General features: G+C 64.6%; 19 protein-coding genes. 4 read left to right on the top strand and 15 right to left on the bottom strand.

Going from position 1 to position 13,726, the window contains the following annotated elements:
• Window positions 1–3 precede the first annotated feature (3 nt).
• Window positions 4–489, bottom strand: a complete 486-nt coding sequence (locus L1F31_RS07655) for an SRPBCC family protein (RefSeq protein WP_265420048.1) — start codon at window positions 487–489, stop codon at window positions 4–6.
• Window positions 490–512: 23 nt separating this feature from the next.
• Here L1F31_RS07655 and L1F31_RS07650 point away from each other — a divergent pair, with 23 nt between their 5' ends.
• Window positions 513–1,157: a mismatch-specific DNA-glycosylase gene (locus L1F31_RS07650; RefSeq protein ID WP_265420047.1), complete on the top strand. Its 645-nt coding sequence runs from the start codon at window positions 513–515 to the stop codon at window positions 1,155–1,157.
• A 12-nt stretch (window positions 1,158–1,169) separates the two neighbouring features.
• On the opposite strand, the gene L1F31_RS07645 is transcribed toward L1F31_RS07650, so the two are convergent.
• From L1F31_RS07645 to L1F31_RS07625, 5 genes are all read right to left on the bottom strand, one after another.
• Window positions 1,170–1,742: a thymidine kinase gene (locus L1F31_RS07645; protein ID WP_265420046.1), complete on the bottom strand. Its 573-nt coding sequence runs from the start codon at window positions 1,740–1,742 to the stop codon at window positions 1,170–1,172.
• Between the two features lie 4 nt (window positions 1,743–1,746).
• On the bottom strand, window positions 1,747–2,433 hold the full coding sequence (locus tag L1F31_RS07640; RefSeq protein WP_265420045.1) for a PepSY domain-containing protein: 687 nt from the start codon (window positions 2,431–2,433) through the stop codon (window positions 1,747–1,749).
• Window positions 2,434–2,539: 106 nt separating this feature from the next.
• A complete protein-coding gene (locus L1F31_RS07635) occupies window positions 2,540–3,001 on the bottom strand; it encodes a VOC family protein (RefSeq protein ID WP_265420044.1) in 462 nt (153 codons plus the stop codon).
• A 67-nt stretch (window positions 3,002–3,068) separates the two neighbouring features.
• On the bottom strand, window positions 3,069–3,638 hold the full coding sequence (locus L1F31_RS07630; protein ID WP_265420043.1) for a DinB family protein: 570 nt from the start codon (window positions 3,636–3,638) through the stop codon (window positions 3,069–3,071).
• A 74-nt stretch (window positions 3,639–3,712) separates the two neighbouring features.
• Window positions 3,713–4,363, bottom strand: a complete 651-nt coding sequence (locus L1F31_RS07625; RefSeq protein ID WP_265420042.1) for a hypothetical protein — start codon at window positions 4,361–4,363, stop codon at window positions 3,713–3,715.
• Window positions 4,364–4,476: 113 nt separating this feature from the next.
• Here L1F31_RS07625 and L1F31_RS07620 point away from each other — a divergent pair, with 113 nt between their 5' ends.
• A complete protein-coding gene (locus tag L1F31_RS07620; protein WP_265420041.1) occupies window positions 4,477–4,764 on the top strand; it encodes a YrhK family protein in 288 nt (95 codons plus the stop codon).
• Between the two features lie 65 nt (window positions 4,765–4,829).
• Here L1F31_RS07620 and L1F31_RS07615 read toward each other — a convergent pair whose 3' ends face one another.
• Genes L1F31_RS07615 through L1F31_RS07595 form a run of 5 tightly spaced genes read right to left on the bottom strand, consistent with a single transcriptional unit; the run spans window position 4,830 to window position 9,612 of the window.
• Window positions 4,830–6,236 carry an ATP-binding cassette domain-containing protein gene (locus tag L1F31_RS07615; RefSeq protein ID WP_265420040.1) on the bottom strand — a complete coding sequence of 469 codons (1,407 nt, stop codon included), beginning with the start codon at window positions 6,234–6,236 and terminating at the stop codon, window positions 4,830–4,832.
• A gap of 1 nt (window position 6,237) precedes the next feature.
• On the bottom strand, window positions 6,238–7,086 hold the full coding sequence (locus L1F31_RS07610; RefSeq protein WP_265420039.1) for an energy-coupling factor transporter transmembrane component T family protein: 849 nt from the start codon (window positions 7,084–7,086) through the stop codon (window positions 6,238–6,240).
• Window positions 7,083–7,979, bottom strand: coding sequence for a histidine kinase (locus tag L1F31_RS07605; protein WP_265420038.1), 897 nt, complete (start codon window positions 7,977–7,979; stop codon window positions 7,083–7,085). The genes L1F31_RS07610 and L1F31_RS07605 overlap by 4 nt, the downstream gene beginning before the upstream one ends.
• Entirely contained in the window at window positions 7,976–9,127 is a 1,152-nt protein-coding gene (locus L1F31_RS07600) for a nucleoside hydrolase (RefSeq protein WP_265420037.1), read from the bottom strand. The genes L1F31_RS07605 and L1F31_RS07600 overlap by 4 nt, the downstream gene beginning before the upstream one ends.
• A 26-nt stretch (window positions 9,128–9,153) precedes the next feature.
• Window positions 9,154–9,612 carry a DUF2695 domain-containing protein gene (locus tag L1F31_RS07595; protein ID WP_265420036.1) on the bottom strand — a complete coding sequence of 153 codons (459 nt, stop codon included), beginning with the start codon at window positions 9,610–9,612 and terminating at the stop codon, window positions 9,154–9,156.
• Window positions 9,613–9,731: 119 nt separating this feature from the next.
• On the opposite strand from L1F31_RS07595, the gene L1F31_RS07590 reads away from it, so the two are divergent.
• Window positions 9,732–10,637 (top strand): carbohydrate kinase family protein, encoded by a 906-nt coding sequence (locus tag L1F31_RS07590; RefSeq protein ID WP_265420035.1) that lies wholly within the window; start codon window positions 9,732–9,734, stop codon window positions 10,635–10,637.
• Here L1F31_RS07590 and L1F31_RS07585 read toward each other — a convergent pair.
• The 3 genes from L1F31_RS07585 to L1F31_RS07575 form a co-directional block, all read right to left on the bottom strand.
• Window positions 10,627–11,115 carry an SRPBCC domain-containing protein gene (locus tag L1F31_RS07585; protein WP_265420034.1) on the bottom strand — a complete coding sequence of 163 codons (489 nt, stop codon included), beginning with the start codon at window positions 11,113–11,115 and terminating at the stop codon, window positions 10,627–10,629. The two genes, L1F31_RS07590 and L1F31_RS07585, sit on opposite strands and share 11 nt — an antisense overlap.
• On the bottom strand, window positions 11,108–11,440 hold the full coding sequence (locus L1F31_RS07580) for a VOC family protein (RefSeq protein ID WP_265420033.1): 333 nt from the start codon (window positions 11,438–11,440) through the stop codon (window positions 11,108–11,110). The genes L1F31_RS07585 and L1F31_RS07580 overlap by 8 nt, the downstream gene beginning before the upstream one ends.
• Window positions 11,441–11,549: 109 nt before the next feature.
• On the bottom strand, window positions 11,550–12,041 hold the full coding sequence (locus L1F31_RS07575) for a winged helix-turn-helix transcriptional regulator (protein WP_265420032.1): 492 nt from the start codon (window positions 12,039–12,041) through the stop codon (window positions 11,550–11,552).
• Window positions 12,042–12,149: 108 nt separating this feature from the next.
• Here L1F31_RS07575 and L1F31_RS07570 point away from each other — a divergent pair, with 108 nt between their 5' ends.
• Window positions 12,150–12,788: a dihydrofolate reductase family protein gene (locus L1F31_RS07570; RefSeq protein ID WP_265420031.1), complete on the top strand. Its 639-nt coding sequence runs from the start codon at window positions 12,150–12,152 to the stop codon at window positions 12,786–12,788.
• A 149-nt stretch (window positions 12,789–12,937) separates the two neighbouring features.
• Here the strand turns inward: L1F31_RS07570 and L1F31_RS07565 are convergent, their stop codons facing one another.
• Window positions 12,938–13,624, bottom strand: coding sequence for an SDR family oxidoreductase (locus tag L1F31_RS07565; RefSeq protein WP_265420030.1), 687 nt, complete (start codon window positions 13,622–13,624; stop codon window positions 12,938–12,940).
• Between the last annotated feature and the right edge of the window lie 102 nt (window positions 13,625–13,726).

The following is a 13,726-nucleotide window of genomic DNA, read 5'->3' as shown; positions in this document are numbered from 1 at the left end:
GTGTCAGTCGCCGGCGGTGCCGGAGAGTCGCCGGCGGAGTCCGCGTTCACCGGCTGCCATCACCAGCGCATGCATGATTCCCGACACCGGCCGCATCATCGTGATGAGCGCACGGATCGTCGTCACACACCACTGTGCGTCGATGCGGGTGGCTCCGCGCTCACGAGTGAGTGTCCAGATGCCTTCGCCTCGCAGGTCGCCGGAGGCACTGAAGCGGATGTATCGCGGTGAGTCCACCTCTTGGAGTGTGATGACGAACCGCAGGGTGACGCCGATGGGTGTGCGCACGAGGATGCGTGCGCGTGCTCCCGGGACGAGCGACTCCCCGAAGCGGTGTGCCTCGGTGAGACCCGGCCACCACCGGGACCATTCTTCGACGTCCTCGAGCACCGCCCACACAGTCTCAGGCTCGGCCTCGACGATCCACCGGTCGGCGAAATGGAACGGTGCGGATTCGCCGGCTCGCCGACTCACATGTTCGTGGCTCATGGTACGACGGTAGTGTGAAAGATGTGAGTGAGGAAAACAATGTCAGCAGCCGCAGGCCCTCCCCCTTGGGCGGTCGCAAACCCACGAAGGACGACCTCGCGGCGTTCGCCACGGATGACCCGAATGCGATCGACGACATTCTGCCCCCAGACTCCGAGGGGCTGAAGCTGCTCATCGTCGGCATCAATCCCGGACTGTGGACGGCCGCGGTCAATGCTCCGTTCGCTCGACCCGGCAACCGGTTCTGGCCGTCTCTGCATCAGGCGGGTCTGACCGATCACCTCGTCGATGCTTCCCGTGGGCTCGATCCGGCCGACGAACAGCAGCTGCTCAGACGTGGAATCGGGTTGACCAACCTCATCGGTCGGGCCACCGTCCGAGCCGATGAGCTCTCCCGGCAGGAGCTGCGTGATGCGGCCGCCCATCTCATCGACCGACTGCCGGTCATCCGTCCGAGGGCAGTGGCGATCGCCGGAATCACGTCATTTCGGGTCGGCTATCGCCAGCCGAAGGCCCAGTTCGGCGAGCAGGACACCTCGCTCATCGATGGATGGCCGCCCGAGGTGGCCCTGCATGTGGTGCCTCAGCCCAGCGGACTCAATGCCCACTATCAGGTCGCCGACCTCGCTCGGATCTGGCGAGAGGTCTGGGACAGCATCGAGGAGTGAGTGCCCTGCGGGCTATTGCCGCGCGCTGGTGAAGTGTTCGCGGCATCGGGCGACATACGTGTCGAGTCCGCCGATATGGCGGGCGTCGATGGTGGTTGCTGCGAGGTCCGAATGGTCTGTGCGCTGGTGGAAGACGGCGTCACGGCCGCAGATCGTGCACACTGCGGTGAGTCTGAGGACCTCTTCGGCCACGGCCATCAGACTCGGCAGCGGTTCGAACGGCTGTCCGTCGAAGGTCACGCACAGACCTTCGACGATGACGTCGATGCCTCTGCCGAGGAGGTCGTCGACGACGGGGATGAGGTCGGGGCCGAAGAACTGTGCCTCATCGATGGCGATGAGGCCGTAGTCGGAGGTCTGGGCCGCCTCGGCGAGGGAAGGGGCGTCGCTGAGGGGAACCGCCGGGATATTCATCCCGACGTGCGAGGTGATCGTGGCGATATCGGCTCGGGTGTCGAGGGAATGAGAGACGACGAGCACGTTGATCCCGGCAATCGTGGCTCGCCGGACTCGACGCATGAGCTCTTCGGATTTCCCGGAGAACATGGGGCCGGCGATGACCACGAGTCGACCGAAAGTGGTCATCGATTCAGTCATCGACGGAGACGCGCTTGCTGTCGGTGTCGACGGTGGCTTCCATCTCTTCGCCGTCCTTGTCGAAGTCGAACTGGTACTCCTGCTTGTCGTCATCGTATTCGAGCTTCCAGCTGACGAGCTTCCCGGAGGCCTTCTCACCGGCGAGCTCGAGTGCTTCGTCGAAGGTCATCGGATCATTGAGATCGATGTTCCTCTCCTTGTCATCGCTGTCGTCCTGGTCGTCATTGACGATCTTGCCGGAGTTCGCGTCGATCTCGATGTCATGGTCGGTGTTGCCGTCGAGGACGGACACCTCGTATTGCCAGGCCTGATCGTCATCGTCCCAATCGAGTTCGATGTCGTGGACGATTCCGTTCCCGGCCTTCTTCTTCGCCGTCTTGATTGCGTCTTCGGCGCTGGTCGCCGGCGATTCCCTGCTCAGGTCGGCGTCGGCGGACAGGCCTGACCCGGATGCGTCTTGGGTGGAGTCCTTCGCGTCGTCCGTCTTATCGTCCTTGCCGTCGTCGGCGTTGTCAGCCTGGTCGTCGGCCGTGCCGGCCGGCGCCGATTCGCTTGCTTCCGGTGAGCTCTGAGCCTCGTCGGCTTCGTTTCCGGAATCATTTCCGCCGCACCCGGCCAGGCCGAGAGCGAGCGCCGCCAGTCCTGCCACTGTGCTCATTGCCATGCGATTCGTCTTCATGGTTCTCACGCTAGCAAGCAACCGCACCTCACCTGGGGTTTCTGAGAAGAATCTCATCTCGTCTGAGAAGTCTCTCATCTGGTCGTCGGCCAGAGTTGTCCGGCGCTCAGTCGAGGCAGAACTCGTTGCCTTCGGGGTCGGTCATGACGATGAACCCGGCTTCCATGGGCGGGTCGGGGTCGACTCTCCGAAGCCGACTCCCTCCGAGGGCCGTCAGCCGGGCGCATTCGGCTTCGAGCGTGTCCATCCGCTCATCGCCGTCGAGTCCGGGCGCGGCACGGATATCGAGGTGCACTCTGTTCTTCACCGTTTTGTCCTCGGGCACTGTTTGGAAGAAGACGCGTGGGCCTGTCCCTTCGGGGTCTTCGATGGCGGCGACCATATTCTCCGGACCCAGTTCGATTCCGAGTCCGGCGGCGAATTCCTTCCAGGCGGCGATGGGATCGTCGTCCTCGCCCAGCTCGATCCCGGGCGGGCCCGGCACGATGTAGCCGAGTGCTTCGGCCCAGAACCGGGCGAGCCGTTCGGGGTCGTGGCTGTCGAAGGTGACTTGGACTGTTCTGCTCATCGGTGATCCTCTGCGTTGAGGTGGGTTTGTCTCTGTCGTCGATGTGGATTGGTCTGTGGCGATGAGGCTATTGCCCGGTTCTGCCGTCGATGCATTCGCGCAGCAGGTCAGCGTGCCCGCAGTGGCGGGCGTATTCTTCGATCCGGTGGACGTGGAGTTCTCGCACCGCGATCGCCGCGCGGCCCAGCCGTGTGCCCAGATCGTCGTGTCTGCTGATTTCAGTGTCGGTTGCGTCCTGTTCCCGTCTGAGCAGATCGAAGGTCGCCGTGAGGGTCGAATCGTCGTCGGTGGTCACTTCGCTGAGGTCGAACGCCTTGTCCAGGCTGCCGTAGAGGGCTGGTTCGGGTTCGTTATCGGTGATCCAGTTCCTCCAGTCCCGTTCGACGTCGGTCATGTGGCGGATCAGGCCGAGCAGCGACATCGTCGACGGCGGAACGGACTTCAGTGCCAGCTGCTCCAATGACAGTCCGTGGCATTTCATCACCAACGTCAGTCTGTAGTCGCGGATGAAGTCGAGCAGGGTTGCCAGCTCACCGTCGGGACTGCGTCCGTCTGTGTTGCGCGGGTCGTCTGCGGGATCGATCCACATGTTCGGGTAGACGGTGGCTGCGGTCCAGCGCTGCGGTGGGGTCGGCATAGGGTTCATTGTGCTCTCATCGGGCGTTGAGCACCAGGGTTCGATCGGAGTTGATGAGGCTCGGCGCGGAACGTTCAGACGGCCAGACTGTCGTCGAGCTCGAACAGGCTGGGCACCTCATGACGCACCGTTTCCCCGAATACGAGCGCCCCGCCGAAGAGATGCTCGATCGCATCGACTGTGTGCAGGACACGATCGCGTGAGAATGCAGGAATGAGCTCACCGTGTTTGAGGTAGCCCTTGAGCGTTCCTGTCGCGGCGGCCCTCAGCCCGAGTCGACCGGCGATGAGCCAGGTGATGCATTCGGTTTCGAAGCGCAACGCAGCGGCATCCGTGTGTGCTGTGGCTGCCGCGATCCCGAGTTCGGGCCGCGCTCCTCGACGACCGGTGAGGATGAGGGCGAGTTCGTCGAGGAGACGAGTGAGCATGACGGTGGCGCTGCGGGTCTGCGGCAGGTGCTGTGGCAGCAGGTTCTTCTGCCGCAGCACCTGGAGGATTCGGTGCAGACCGTCCCACGTGGGTGCTCCCGCCGCGGTGACGGGACTGAGCGCTTCGGTGTCGACGACTGTGGCGTCCGGCCGCTGGTGGGCGATGAGAGCCGCATCGACTGCGGCCAGCTGAGGGAACCGGCGGATGAAGGCGAGCAGCTCATCCCATGGCATGAGCGGACGATGGTCATGCGCTTCGTCGTCGAGGGCGTCGAACGTGTTCGAGTTCTGATCCATGTCCTCACGGTAGGTTCCGCCACTGACATGAGATTCAGTTCTGATCGGCGCTCTGGGCCCGGCCGCGGCAGTAGGCTCGCTCACAGAAGGAATCAATGTGAGAGGACGGTGCGATGGCTGAGGGCAATTACGACATTCATCTGCGGATCGGACGCGAGGAACTCGTCATCCGGCAGCGCTACCAGGTCATCAGCATCGCCAATGACGTGCTCATCGGCCTGTGGTTCCTCGTCGGCAGCTTCATGTTCTTCTCCGAGACCTTGACGTTTACGGGAACGTGGCTGTTCGTCATCGGCAGCGTGGAGATGCTCATCCGCCCCGTCATCCGGCTCATCAGGCACCTGCATCTGCAGAGGCTGCGCAGCCCTGCAGCCGCCGGGGACGACTCCTTCGACTTCTGAGCACGTTCGTCCAGTCGATGCGCACCGTGAGTTGGGCGGCCGCAGCGATTCATCTCGTCATATCCTCACGATTGAAGCCGACCGTTCGCCAGCTGCAGGCTCCGGTGCGCCGCCTCACTCGCCCAGCGCCGGTCATGGGTGGTCGCCAGAACGGCACCGCCGCGTCCGAGGAAGCGTTCGATGATCGCATTCAGCCGGTTCATCCCCGCCAGGTCACGCCCGATCGTCGGTTCGTCGAGCAGCAGCACAGGTGAACCGGTCATCAGTGCTGAGGCGATGACGACGTCTTTGCGTCGAGGCGCGTCGAGGTCGAACGGGTGTTCGTCGGCGACCTCAGTCAGTTCGACCTCGGCAAGCACGGTGTCCACATCTGACCGGCGTTGGTCCCGCACTCGCCCCCGATCACGCCATCGATGCGCCGGCAGCGGAGAGGCGTGCAGCAGTTCGTCTGCCACCGTGGCTGCGGAGAGCTGCAGTCCCGGATCCTGCCCGACCCAGCCGAGGTGGGTGCTCCGTGCGTGGGCGGGCAGCGCATCAACTCGTGTCATCTCGCCGAGGCGACTGACCGCAATCGTGCCCGTCATCCTCGCAGACCGGTCGAGCAGTCCGATCATGCCGCGCAGCAGTGTGGACTTCCCGACCCCGTTGTCTCCTGTCACGGTGACGAGTTCGCCGGGCCGCAGGTCGAGGTCGAGGCCGTCGAGGATGCGTCTGCTCCCACGGTCGACTCGCAGTCCGGCCACCGTGAGCCGCGGATCGGGCCGGTTGATCGACGCGTGCTCGACGGCCGTGGCAGCAGCGGGCAGACAGTCCCAGATGCCGATGGACTGCGTTGTGTCTGTCGTTGGTCGCAGACGTCCGGAGTCGAGGAGATGCACCGGCTCGCAGGCTTGGGTCAGTTCGTCGATCTGGTGTCCGGTGATGAGCACAGTGCCGCCCCGGGCGCAGAACTCCTGCAGCACAGCTGCCAGGCGGATCCGCATCGCAGGGTCCAGGGACTGAGCGGGCTGGTCGAGGATGAGCAGATCGGGATCTGCGGCGAGGAGCCGTGCCAAGGCGACCAGCTGTCTCTGACCGCCGGAGAGCGTGTCCACTCGTCGTGCCCACAGTCCGGCGATGCCCAGCCGTTCCAACATGTGCCTGGCCCGCGCCTGGGCATCAGCCGGATCGCGGCCGTGCAGCCGGCATGCCAGCTGGGCCTCATCGCCGAGGTAGCTGGTCATTCCGCTCAGCTGCGCTTCCGGATCGTCACCGAGGAGCGCGACCGTGCCGCCTGGGTCGACGGTGCCGGTCGCTGTGCCGCGAGAGGTGAGCTGCCCGGCCAGCAGTCGGCACAGCGTCGAGGTGCCCGACCCGACTGCTCCGAGCACCGCGGTCATGGTGCCGTCGGCGAGTTCGAGGCTGATGCCCGTCAACGCGGGAGCGTCGTCTCCTCGATACGTGAATCCGACATCTGTGAGAACGAACGTCATCTCAGGCACCCCCGATCAGGTGTGAGGTCTCCGGCAGCGGCAGGAGTCCTGCCACGGAGGCGGCGATGAGCCCGAGGGTGACGAGCGGGGTGAGGATGCGCAGAACTCTCTGTCCTGTTCCGTCTCTGTGGTCCTGCAGAGAGGCCGTGGTCGGGCCCATATTCAGTCCGCTCTGCTCGAGCACGTCGTGACGCTGGTCGACGGTGATGAGGATCGCAGTGATGAGTCCGACGACGATCCCGGGCAGCAGGCGCATCCGCACCGTCCACCGATCGGTCGCCCATCCGCGCGCTTTCCGGGCATCGATGATCTCTCGGGTGCGTGCCCCGATGAGAGGAATGAGCCCGATGGCCGAAGCACACACATAGGCCAGTCCCGCAGGCAGACGGAGTCGGCGCAGCCCGTCGAAGAGTCGAGCGGAGTCCGCGCCGAGCCCGAACAGTGCGCACAGACCGATCAGTGCGCTCACACGCAGCCAGATCTGCACGGCGATGCTCAGCCCTTCGACGCTCAGGCGGGCGGGTCCGGCCTCCCAGAGCACGTGGACCTCCACACCGGGGTAGAACAGTCCCTGCACGATGATGAGCACGAGCAGTGTCGGCAGGCACAGAATTCCCACTGCCAGCGACCACGAGCGCAGGCGGACGGTCCGGGAATTCACGACGGTCACGATCGTGCCGGTCAGCACGGCTGCCGGCACGATCGGGGACGGAAGGCCGAAGATGAGCAGCAGGCCGCAGGCCAAGATGACCAACTCTGTGGCCGGGTGCAGACGACTGGACGTTCTATCGGCTTCGACGGTGCTCGCCTCAAGATCCCGGAGACCGGAATCGGGTGAAGCGCTGCTCATTCAGCAGTCTGTGCAGACTCGACCGAAGACGCAGACGTGGACTCTCTCGCCTTCGTCGGCCCGGTTCGAGAGGTCGAGCGGGGCCGACTGTGGGAGGCGAACTCGTAGCGATCGATGATGCGTTTGGGCAGCGATCGGATGACGACATAGGCCAGAGCGAAGATGAGCGCCTTGTCGACGATGTCGGAGATCATGCTCTGGGCGAAGGTGGCGTTGAACATCTCCAATCCTGCGGCTTGGAGGATGGCGACGACTCCCCCGGTTCCGGCACCCAGGCCTCCGCCGAAGACGTAGGCGGCAACGGGTGCGCCGATGGCACCGGCCGGAACACCGGCGATAGCGCCGACGATGATCGCGGTCCACGGTGTGCGGAAGACGCCGAGCCGTGCGGCCCAGCCTGCAGCGGCGCCGATGAAGGCGGCCCCGGAGCTGAACGCGATGACACTGGGGCTCAGGGTCACACCCCAGATGAGGTTCGAGATGATGCCGGTGAACGCTCCTGCGGCAGGTCCGGCGAGGACGCCGATGAGCACGGTTCCGATCGAGTCGAGGTAGAGCGGGACGGGCGTGTAGTTGCCGATGATCTGCCCGATGACGATGTTGAGCGCAATGGCGACGGGAATGAGCGCGAGGACGCTGCGGGGAATGAGTGGGAGTGTGCCGGCGGCGAGCAGGATACCTCCGCCGAGATAGCCGAGCATGACCCACAAGGTGGTGTGGCCGAGGTCGACGCCGAGGTTGGCCGGTTGGGTCAGCAGCACCGCAACGTAGGTGCCGATGACGACGAGGGTGCCGAGAAGTGTGAGGGTGAGGGGAAGGGCGAGGTTGCGGTTTTGTCCGGGACCGACCGTGGTGGTCGGCCCCTGCCCAGACCCTCTGGAGTGTGCGCTCATGCTTGTGGTCCTTTCATCAGGGTGGTGCTGAGGTGGTCGAGGAATGTGGGGGCGTCGAGGGTGCGGATGATCTCTGCGTTCACGGGCCGGCCCCACCGTCCGAGCCAATCGGCGACGGTTTCGCCTCGTGTGAGTGTACCTGTGAGTTCGACGTCGACCGGCGCCCACAGCGTTGTCGCCCAGGGAAGCACGCCTGCTGTTCCTCTGACAGGCTCTGATGAGGGGGCCGGCACCGAGGAGGCTGCCGGTTCCGCGTGCGTGCCCGGTTCCCCATCCGCTTGGTCGGTGGGTCCCGTGGCATCGTGTCGCGCCCAGGTCAGGGCACAGGCGAGCACGAAGGGATCGTGGATATGGGCGAGATAGCCGAGTCCGTCGGATTCGTGGAACTCGAAGTAGAACCGCAGCGCTTCTGACAGTTGGGTCACCATCCCTTGCCACCGTGGTCCGGCAGAGGCAGCGCCGTCGATGATGCGGGTCAGTCGTTCGGGAGTCATCTCCACGGCCTCGGTGGCTTCGATCGGGGCGATCACCGGAAGGTGCTCGAGGTGGCCGTCTGTATGCGCCTCTCCGAAGGCCGCGAGGACCCGGGAGGTGGATTCCGGGTCGAAGGTGACGTTCCATTCCGTCGTCGGATGAGTGTTGCCCCGGTAGTTGAAGGCCCCGCCCATGATGAACAGCCGCTTGAACAGCCGGGGCAGCTCCGGGTCGATGTCGAGGGCCAGGGCGAGGTTCGTGGCCGGTCCGATGACCACGCCGACCAGCTGTCCGGGATAAGCGTGGGCCGCGTTCACCCAGGCGTGGGCGGCCGACACAGAGCTGACCGGGGCCGGCGATTCCGGCAGCCGTGCGTATCCGCGTCCGGTCTGTCCGTGGGTGAGGTCGGCGTATTCGAGCGCTTCGTCCGGTGCTGTCGCCGGGGTCTGCCGCGCCAACGGAAGGTCATGTCCCGAGTGGACGGGAATATCGCTGCGTCCGGCCAGTGCCAGCCATCCACGAGTGTTCTCAAGGACCTGGGTGGTAGCGACGTTGCCTCCTGAGGCTGCGATGCCGACGACGTCGATATCGTTCTGGCAGCACAGGTAGGCCAGGGCGAGCGCATCGTCGATCCCGGGATCGCAGTCGAGAAACAGCGGCAGAGTGGAATACATAGTCCCATTCTGCCGGAAGCGTGTGCTCACCACCGTCGGATGCGGGCCCAGTTTCCGCAGGCTTGGGTGGACCCCCGCCGCACCAGTCGACAGCAGAGGTAGAGCTTCGTCGAGGGAGGTTCGTCGATTCCGAACCTTTCTCTCATGTCGATGGCTTCCTCGCTGCCGAAGGCAGTGCCGATGAGCTCGCCGAACGGCATGCTGGTGATCCACGGTTTGGCTGCAGGAGTGAAGGCGTTGAGGAACATTTCGCAGTCACAGCAGCAGGCACCCATGCTGCTCAATCGCGCAAGCAGCGCCGTGGCACGTGGAGCCGTGCGGTCGCGGAAGCTTTCTGCGAAGCGGTGAGTGCCATTGCAGCCGAATTCGCCGAGCTGGCGGAACACATAGCAAGCCAGGCATTCGCCCGGCCGAGGGGCGAAGACACGGGCTGTCTCCTCGTCGATGATCGTTCTGACGTCGTTGTCAATGGTGTTCTTGTCCATGACCACACGCTCCCAGACGGCACTGACACGAAATGACGTCGATTCGCTGTAATCACCGATTTGCGAGCTATTTCTGCACCTCGCGGCCGGTGGAAGCGTTTCACCTTAGAATCGTGCCCATGAACATTCTGGTCATCGGTGAAGCCCTCATCGACATCGTCAGCACTCCCGGGGCCCGGGACCGGTACGCACCGGGCGGTGCCCCGGCGAATGTCGCTCTCGGATTGGGCCGCCTCGGCGATGATGTCGAGTTCCTCACCGATGTCGGTGATGACTTCCACGGCGGGTTCCTGCTGGCGCATCTGCGGGAGTCTCACGTCTCCGTTCTCGCGTCCCCGCACGGTGCCACGTCCACGGCGCTGGCCCGCCTCGCTCAAGACGGTTCGGCCGAGTACGAGTTCCAGCTGCGGTGGGATCCCGATTCCTCGCTTCTCGAGGACAGCGCACCGTCCGTTCTGCACTTCGGCTCGATCGCGGCATTTCTCACCCCGGGGTCTGCCGTGATCGACAGGCTCCTCGACACCATCACGGCGCAGTCGGGACCGCAGACGCACGGATCACTCATCAGCTTCGATCCGAATATTCGGCCGTCGATCATCGGCTCCCGCGAGGAGGTCCTGCCGCGCTTCGAGGACCTCGCCGGACGTGTCGACGTCCTCAAACTCAGCGATGTCGACGCCGCTTGGCTCTACCCCGAACTCGATGTCGACGCTCAGATCGACTGCCTGCTCGGCCTCGGTGCGGATCTGGTGGCGATGACGCGAGGAGGTGAGGGCGCGATCATGTCGACCGCCTCGGCGCGGGCTGCGGTGTCCTCGACCCCGGTTGAGGTCGTGGACACGATCGGTGCCGGTGACACGTTCATGGTCTCCCTCATCCACGACCTGCGGGCCCGGGCGACGGCACTGTCCGACCTCACGACGGCAGAGCTCAGGGCTCTGGGCGAACGGGCGACCGCCTTGGCGGGAATCACCGTCAGTCGCGAAGGCGCAGATCTCCCCTGGGCTGCCGACCTCAGGAGCTGAGGAACTCTCCGAGCTGTCGCAGGCAGATCTCGTGGCCGTTGCGGTGGCCGTCGATCATCCCCTGTCCGACGAACGACACGACCTGGTCGACGAGGTCCACCCGAGTGCCGGTCGATGTCGCGGTGAATGTCCAGGTGATGATCGCGCTCGAGAGCGTCCCGCCATCCTTGGTCAGGGTCTCGGTGGTCACGATGAAGTGCTCGTCCTCGATGGCGCAGTACTGTCCGGACGAGTCGAATTCCAGGGCTCCCGGAGATCCGCAGCGGGCGCGGATGGATCCGCCGGTCCGGAACTCGTCGATGTCACAGACCATCGCCTCGCCCGCGGGGACGCCCCAGCGCACCCGCTGATCGGTGTCGGCGAAAGCGTTCCACACCGCTGAGATCGAGTGGTCGATATCGGCGCTGAGGCTGATCGTCGCAGTCATCGGGGTGGGCTTTTCTGCTGCAGGGCCATCCGGGGCGGGCAGCTCATTCACCGAAGAACACCACCTGGTTTCCATCCGGGTCAGTGACCGGGAGGATGCGCTGTCCGCCACCGGGGCTCGGCTCGTCGTGGTCGATTCCGGCCGCACGCAGACGCTCAGCCACCTTGTCGAGGTCGTCCACGTCGATGACCACATTGGAGCCTCCGGCCCGCTGCGGGTCTTCCCAGATCTGGATGCCGAACTTCTCGTCGAAGCACCATTGGGCCAGGCCCGCCATCGGTGTGCCGTCCGGCTGTCTTTCGAAGAGTCGGGAATACCATTCGGTCGCTTCCTTCTCGCCGGTGACAACGATATTGGCCATGAGTCCTGTGAACATGATCGCTCCTTCGGGATCAGTGCTGCGGGAAAGTAGTTGCTTTTCGCAATCACTTAATCCATGGAACCACAGACGGCAGGGGCGCACAAGAGTGCTGTCGAAGCCGTGTTCAGCTGTCGGCGACCTCCGCTTCGAAGGCTGCCTGCAGTCGCTCGGAGGCGCGCGGCGATTGCGGGTCGGGGCGCGGAACGCCGAGGTGGATCTCCCGCAGCTCGTCCATGAGCTCGGCGACGAGCTGAGGGTCCTCGGCCATCAGCCGGGATCGGATCGTCAGTTCCGGGGAGGTCTCCCTGTGGGTCATTCCCCAGGTCCCGAGGGCGACCATGACCGGCAGGGTCTGGATGCCCGCCTCGGTGAGGGAATATTCGGCCCTCTGCCCACGCACGGCCTCCGCCTTGGTCAGAAGCCCTTCATCAACGAGCTTCTTCAGCCTGCTGGCAAGCACGTTCGAGGCGATGCCCTCATCATTGAGTGTGAGGAGCTCGCGGAAATGCCGCCGATTGCCGAAGATGATGTCGCGCAGGACGATGAGCGACCAGTTGTCCCCCAGAACTTCGACAGCGGCATTGATGGCACACCCCGAGCGCGGTTCAGCAGGCATCGATCCACCTCCAGTGATTGCACTCTACAACTACTCGATCGTACACTGAGTCCACTGTGCGTACTGCACCGTTGACAGACACCGCCGCACCACCACACTGGAGTGATCATGGCCAAATCATGTGTCAACAATCTCTTCGTCTCTCTCGACGGCTTCGCGGCCGGAGAGTTCGTCACTCTCGACCAGCCCATCGGCAAGGCGCAGGCACTGTTCTCGTTCTTCGACGGGCGCGGAATCGAGGGCGTCGACAAGGTCGATGCTCCCGTGACCGCGGATCGCGCGCTGTTCGCGATGTGGGGGCAGGGCATCGGCGCCGAGATCATGGGTCGGAAGAAGTTCGGACCCCAGACGGGGCCCTGGACCGACGACGGGTGGCGCGGCTGGTGGGGTGAGGAACCGCCGTTCAAGACTCCCTGCTTCGTCCTCACCCATCACCCCCGCGAACCCATGGAGTTCGACAACGGGACGAGCTTCCATTTCATCGATGCCTCCCCCGCCGAGGCTCTCGCCGAGGCGACCGCCGCGGCTGACGGTCTCAACGTGCGCATCGGCGGTGGCCCTTCGATGGTCAAGCAGTTCCTGGCCGCCGGTCTCATCGATTTCCTGCACATCGTGGTCGTCCCGGTCACTCTCGGGCGCGGGGTCTCCCTCTGGGAGGGTCTTGACGGGGTGGAGGAGGGCTTCACGATCGAATCGCTGACCACGGCGAGCGGCTTGACCCATCAGCTGTGGAATCGCCGAGGCTGAACCACCCGAGTAGGCGAGCGTCGGTCACCGCCGGTGGGATAGCACGATGGTCCGCCGTTCCTGTTCGGAACGGTGGACCATCGTTCGGTGGGCTGCTCAGGGCTCGGTGAATACTCGGACCGTTGAGACTCTGATCGTTTGAACTCTGGTCAGCGGATCGCCTCGGCGATGGGAGTCTGCCCGTCGTAGAAATTCACCGTCTCACGCACCGCCGCCGATTCGGAGATGACGTGGGTGATGACATCGGCGACGAGGTCACGGGACGTCACCCGCACATCGTCTGCCGGCTTCTGTCCGTCGAGGTCACCCGCGGCATCGGCGACGAGGACCTTGCCGCTGGACGGTTCGAGGGTCAGTCCGCCGGGTCCGAGGATCGTGAAGTCGAGTCCGCTGGCCCGCAGGTGCTCGTCGGCACCGTGCTTGGCCTGCACGTACGGATAGAACGAGCTCTCGGGATCGACCCGGTCGAGGTCCACGCTCGCGCTGGCATAGGAGACCATGACGAAGCGCTTGACCCCTGCCTGACCGGCGGCGTCGACGGAGCGCTTGGCGGCTTCGAGGTCGACGGCCTTCGTCCGCTCCGGATTGCCGCCGCCGGCACCGGCGGAGAACACGACAGCCTGGGCTCCGGCGAAGGTGTCGGCGAGCGCCTGGGTATCGGCAGTCTCGATGTCGAGGACAACCGGGTTCGCTCCGGCGGCCTCGATATCGGCCGACTGGTCGGGGTTGCGGATCACGGAGTCGACCGCGAATCCTGCGGTCTTGAGCTTGGGTGCGGCCAGGAGGGCGATCTTCCCATGGCCGCCGAGAATGACTACACGAGCTGAATCAGACATATCTTCCTCTGCTGTTGGTGATGGTCGTACTACGCACAGCGATCAACCTGGCCCGATTATTCCCACCGCCCGAGCTCAGCTTCCCAAGGCCATGGCCTCAGC

It is taken from the genome of Brevibacterium spongiae (genome assembly GCF_026168515.1).
In the GTDB taxonomy this organism is placed as follows: Bacteria; Actinomycetota; Actinomycetes; order Actinomycetales; family Brevibacteriaceae; genus Brevibacterium; species Brevibacterium spongiae.
This window is presented reverse-complemented; position numbering and strand designations above follow the sequence as displayed.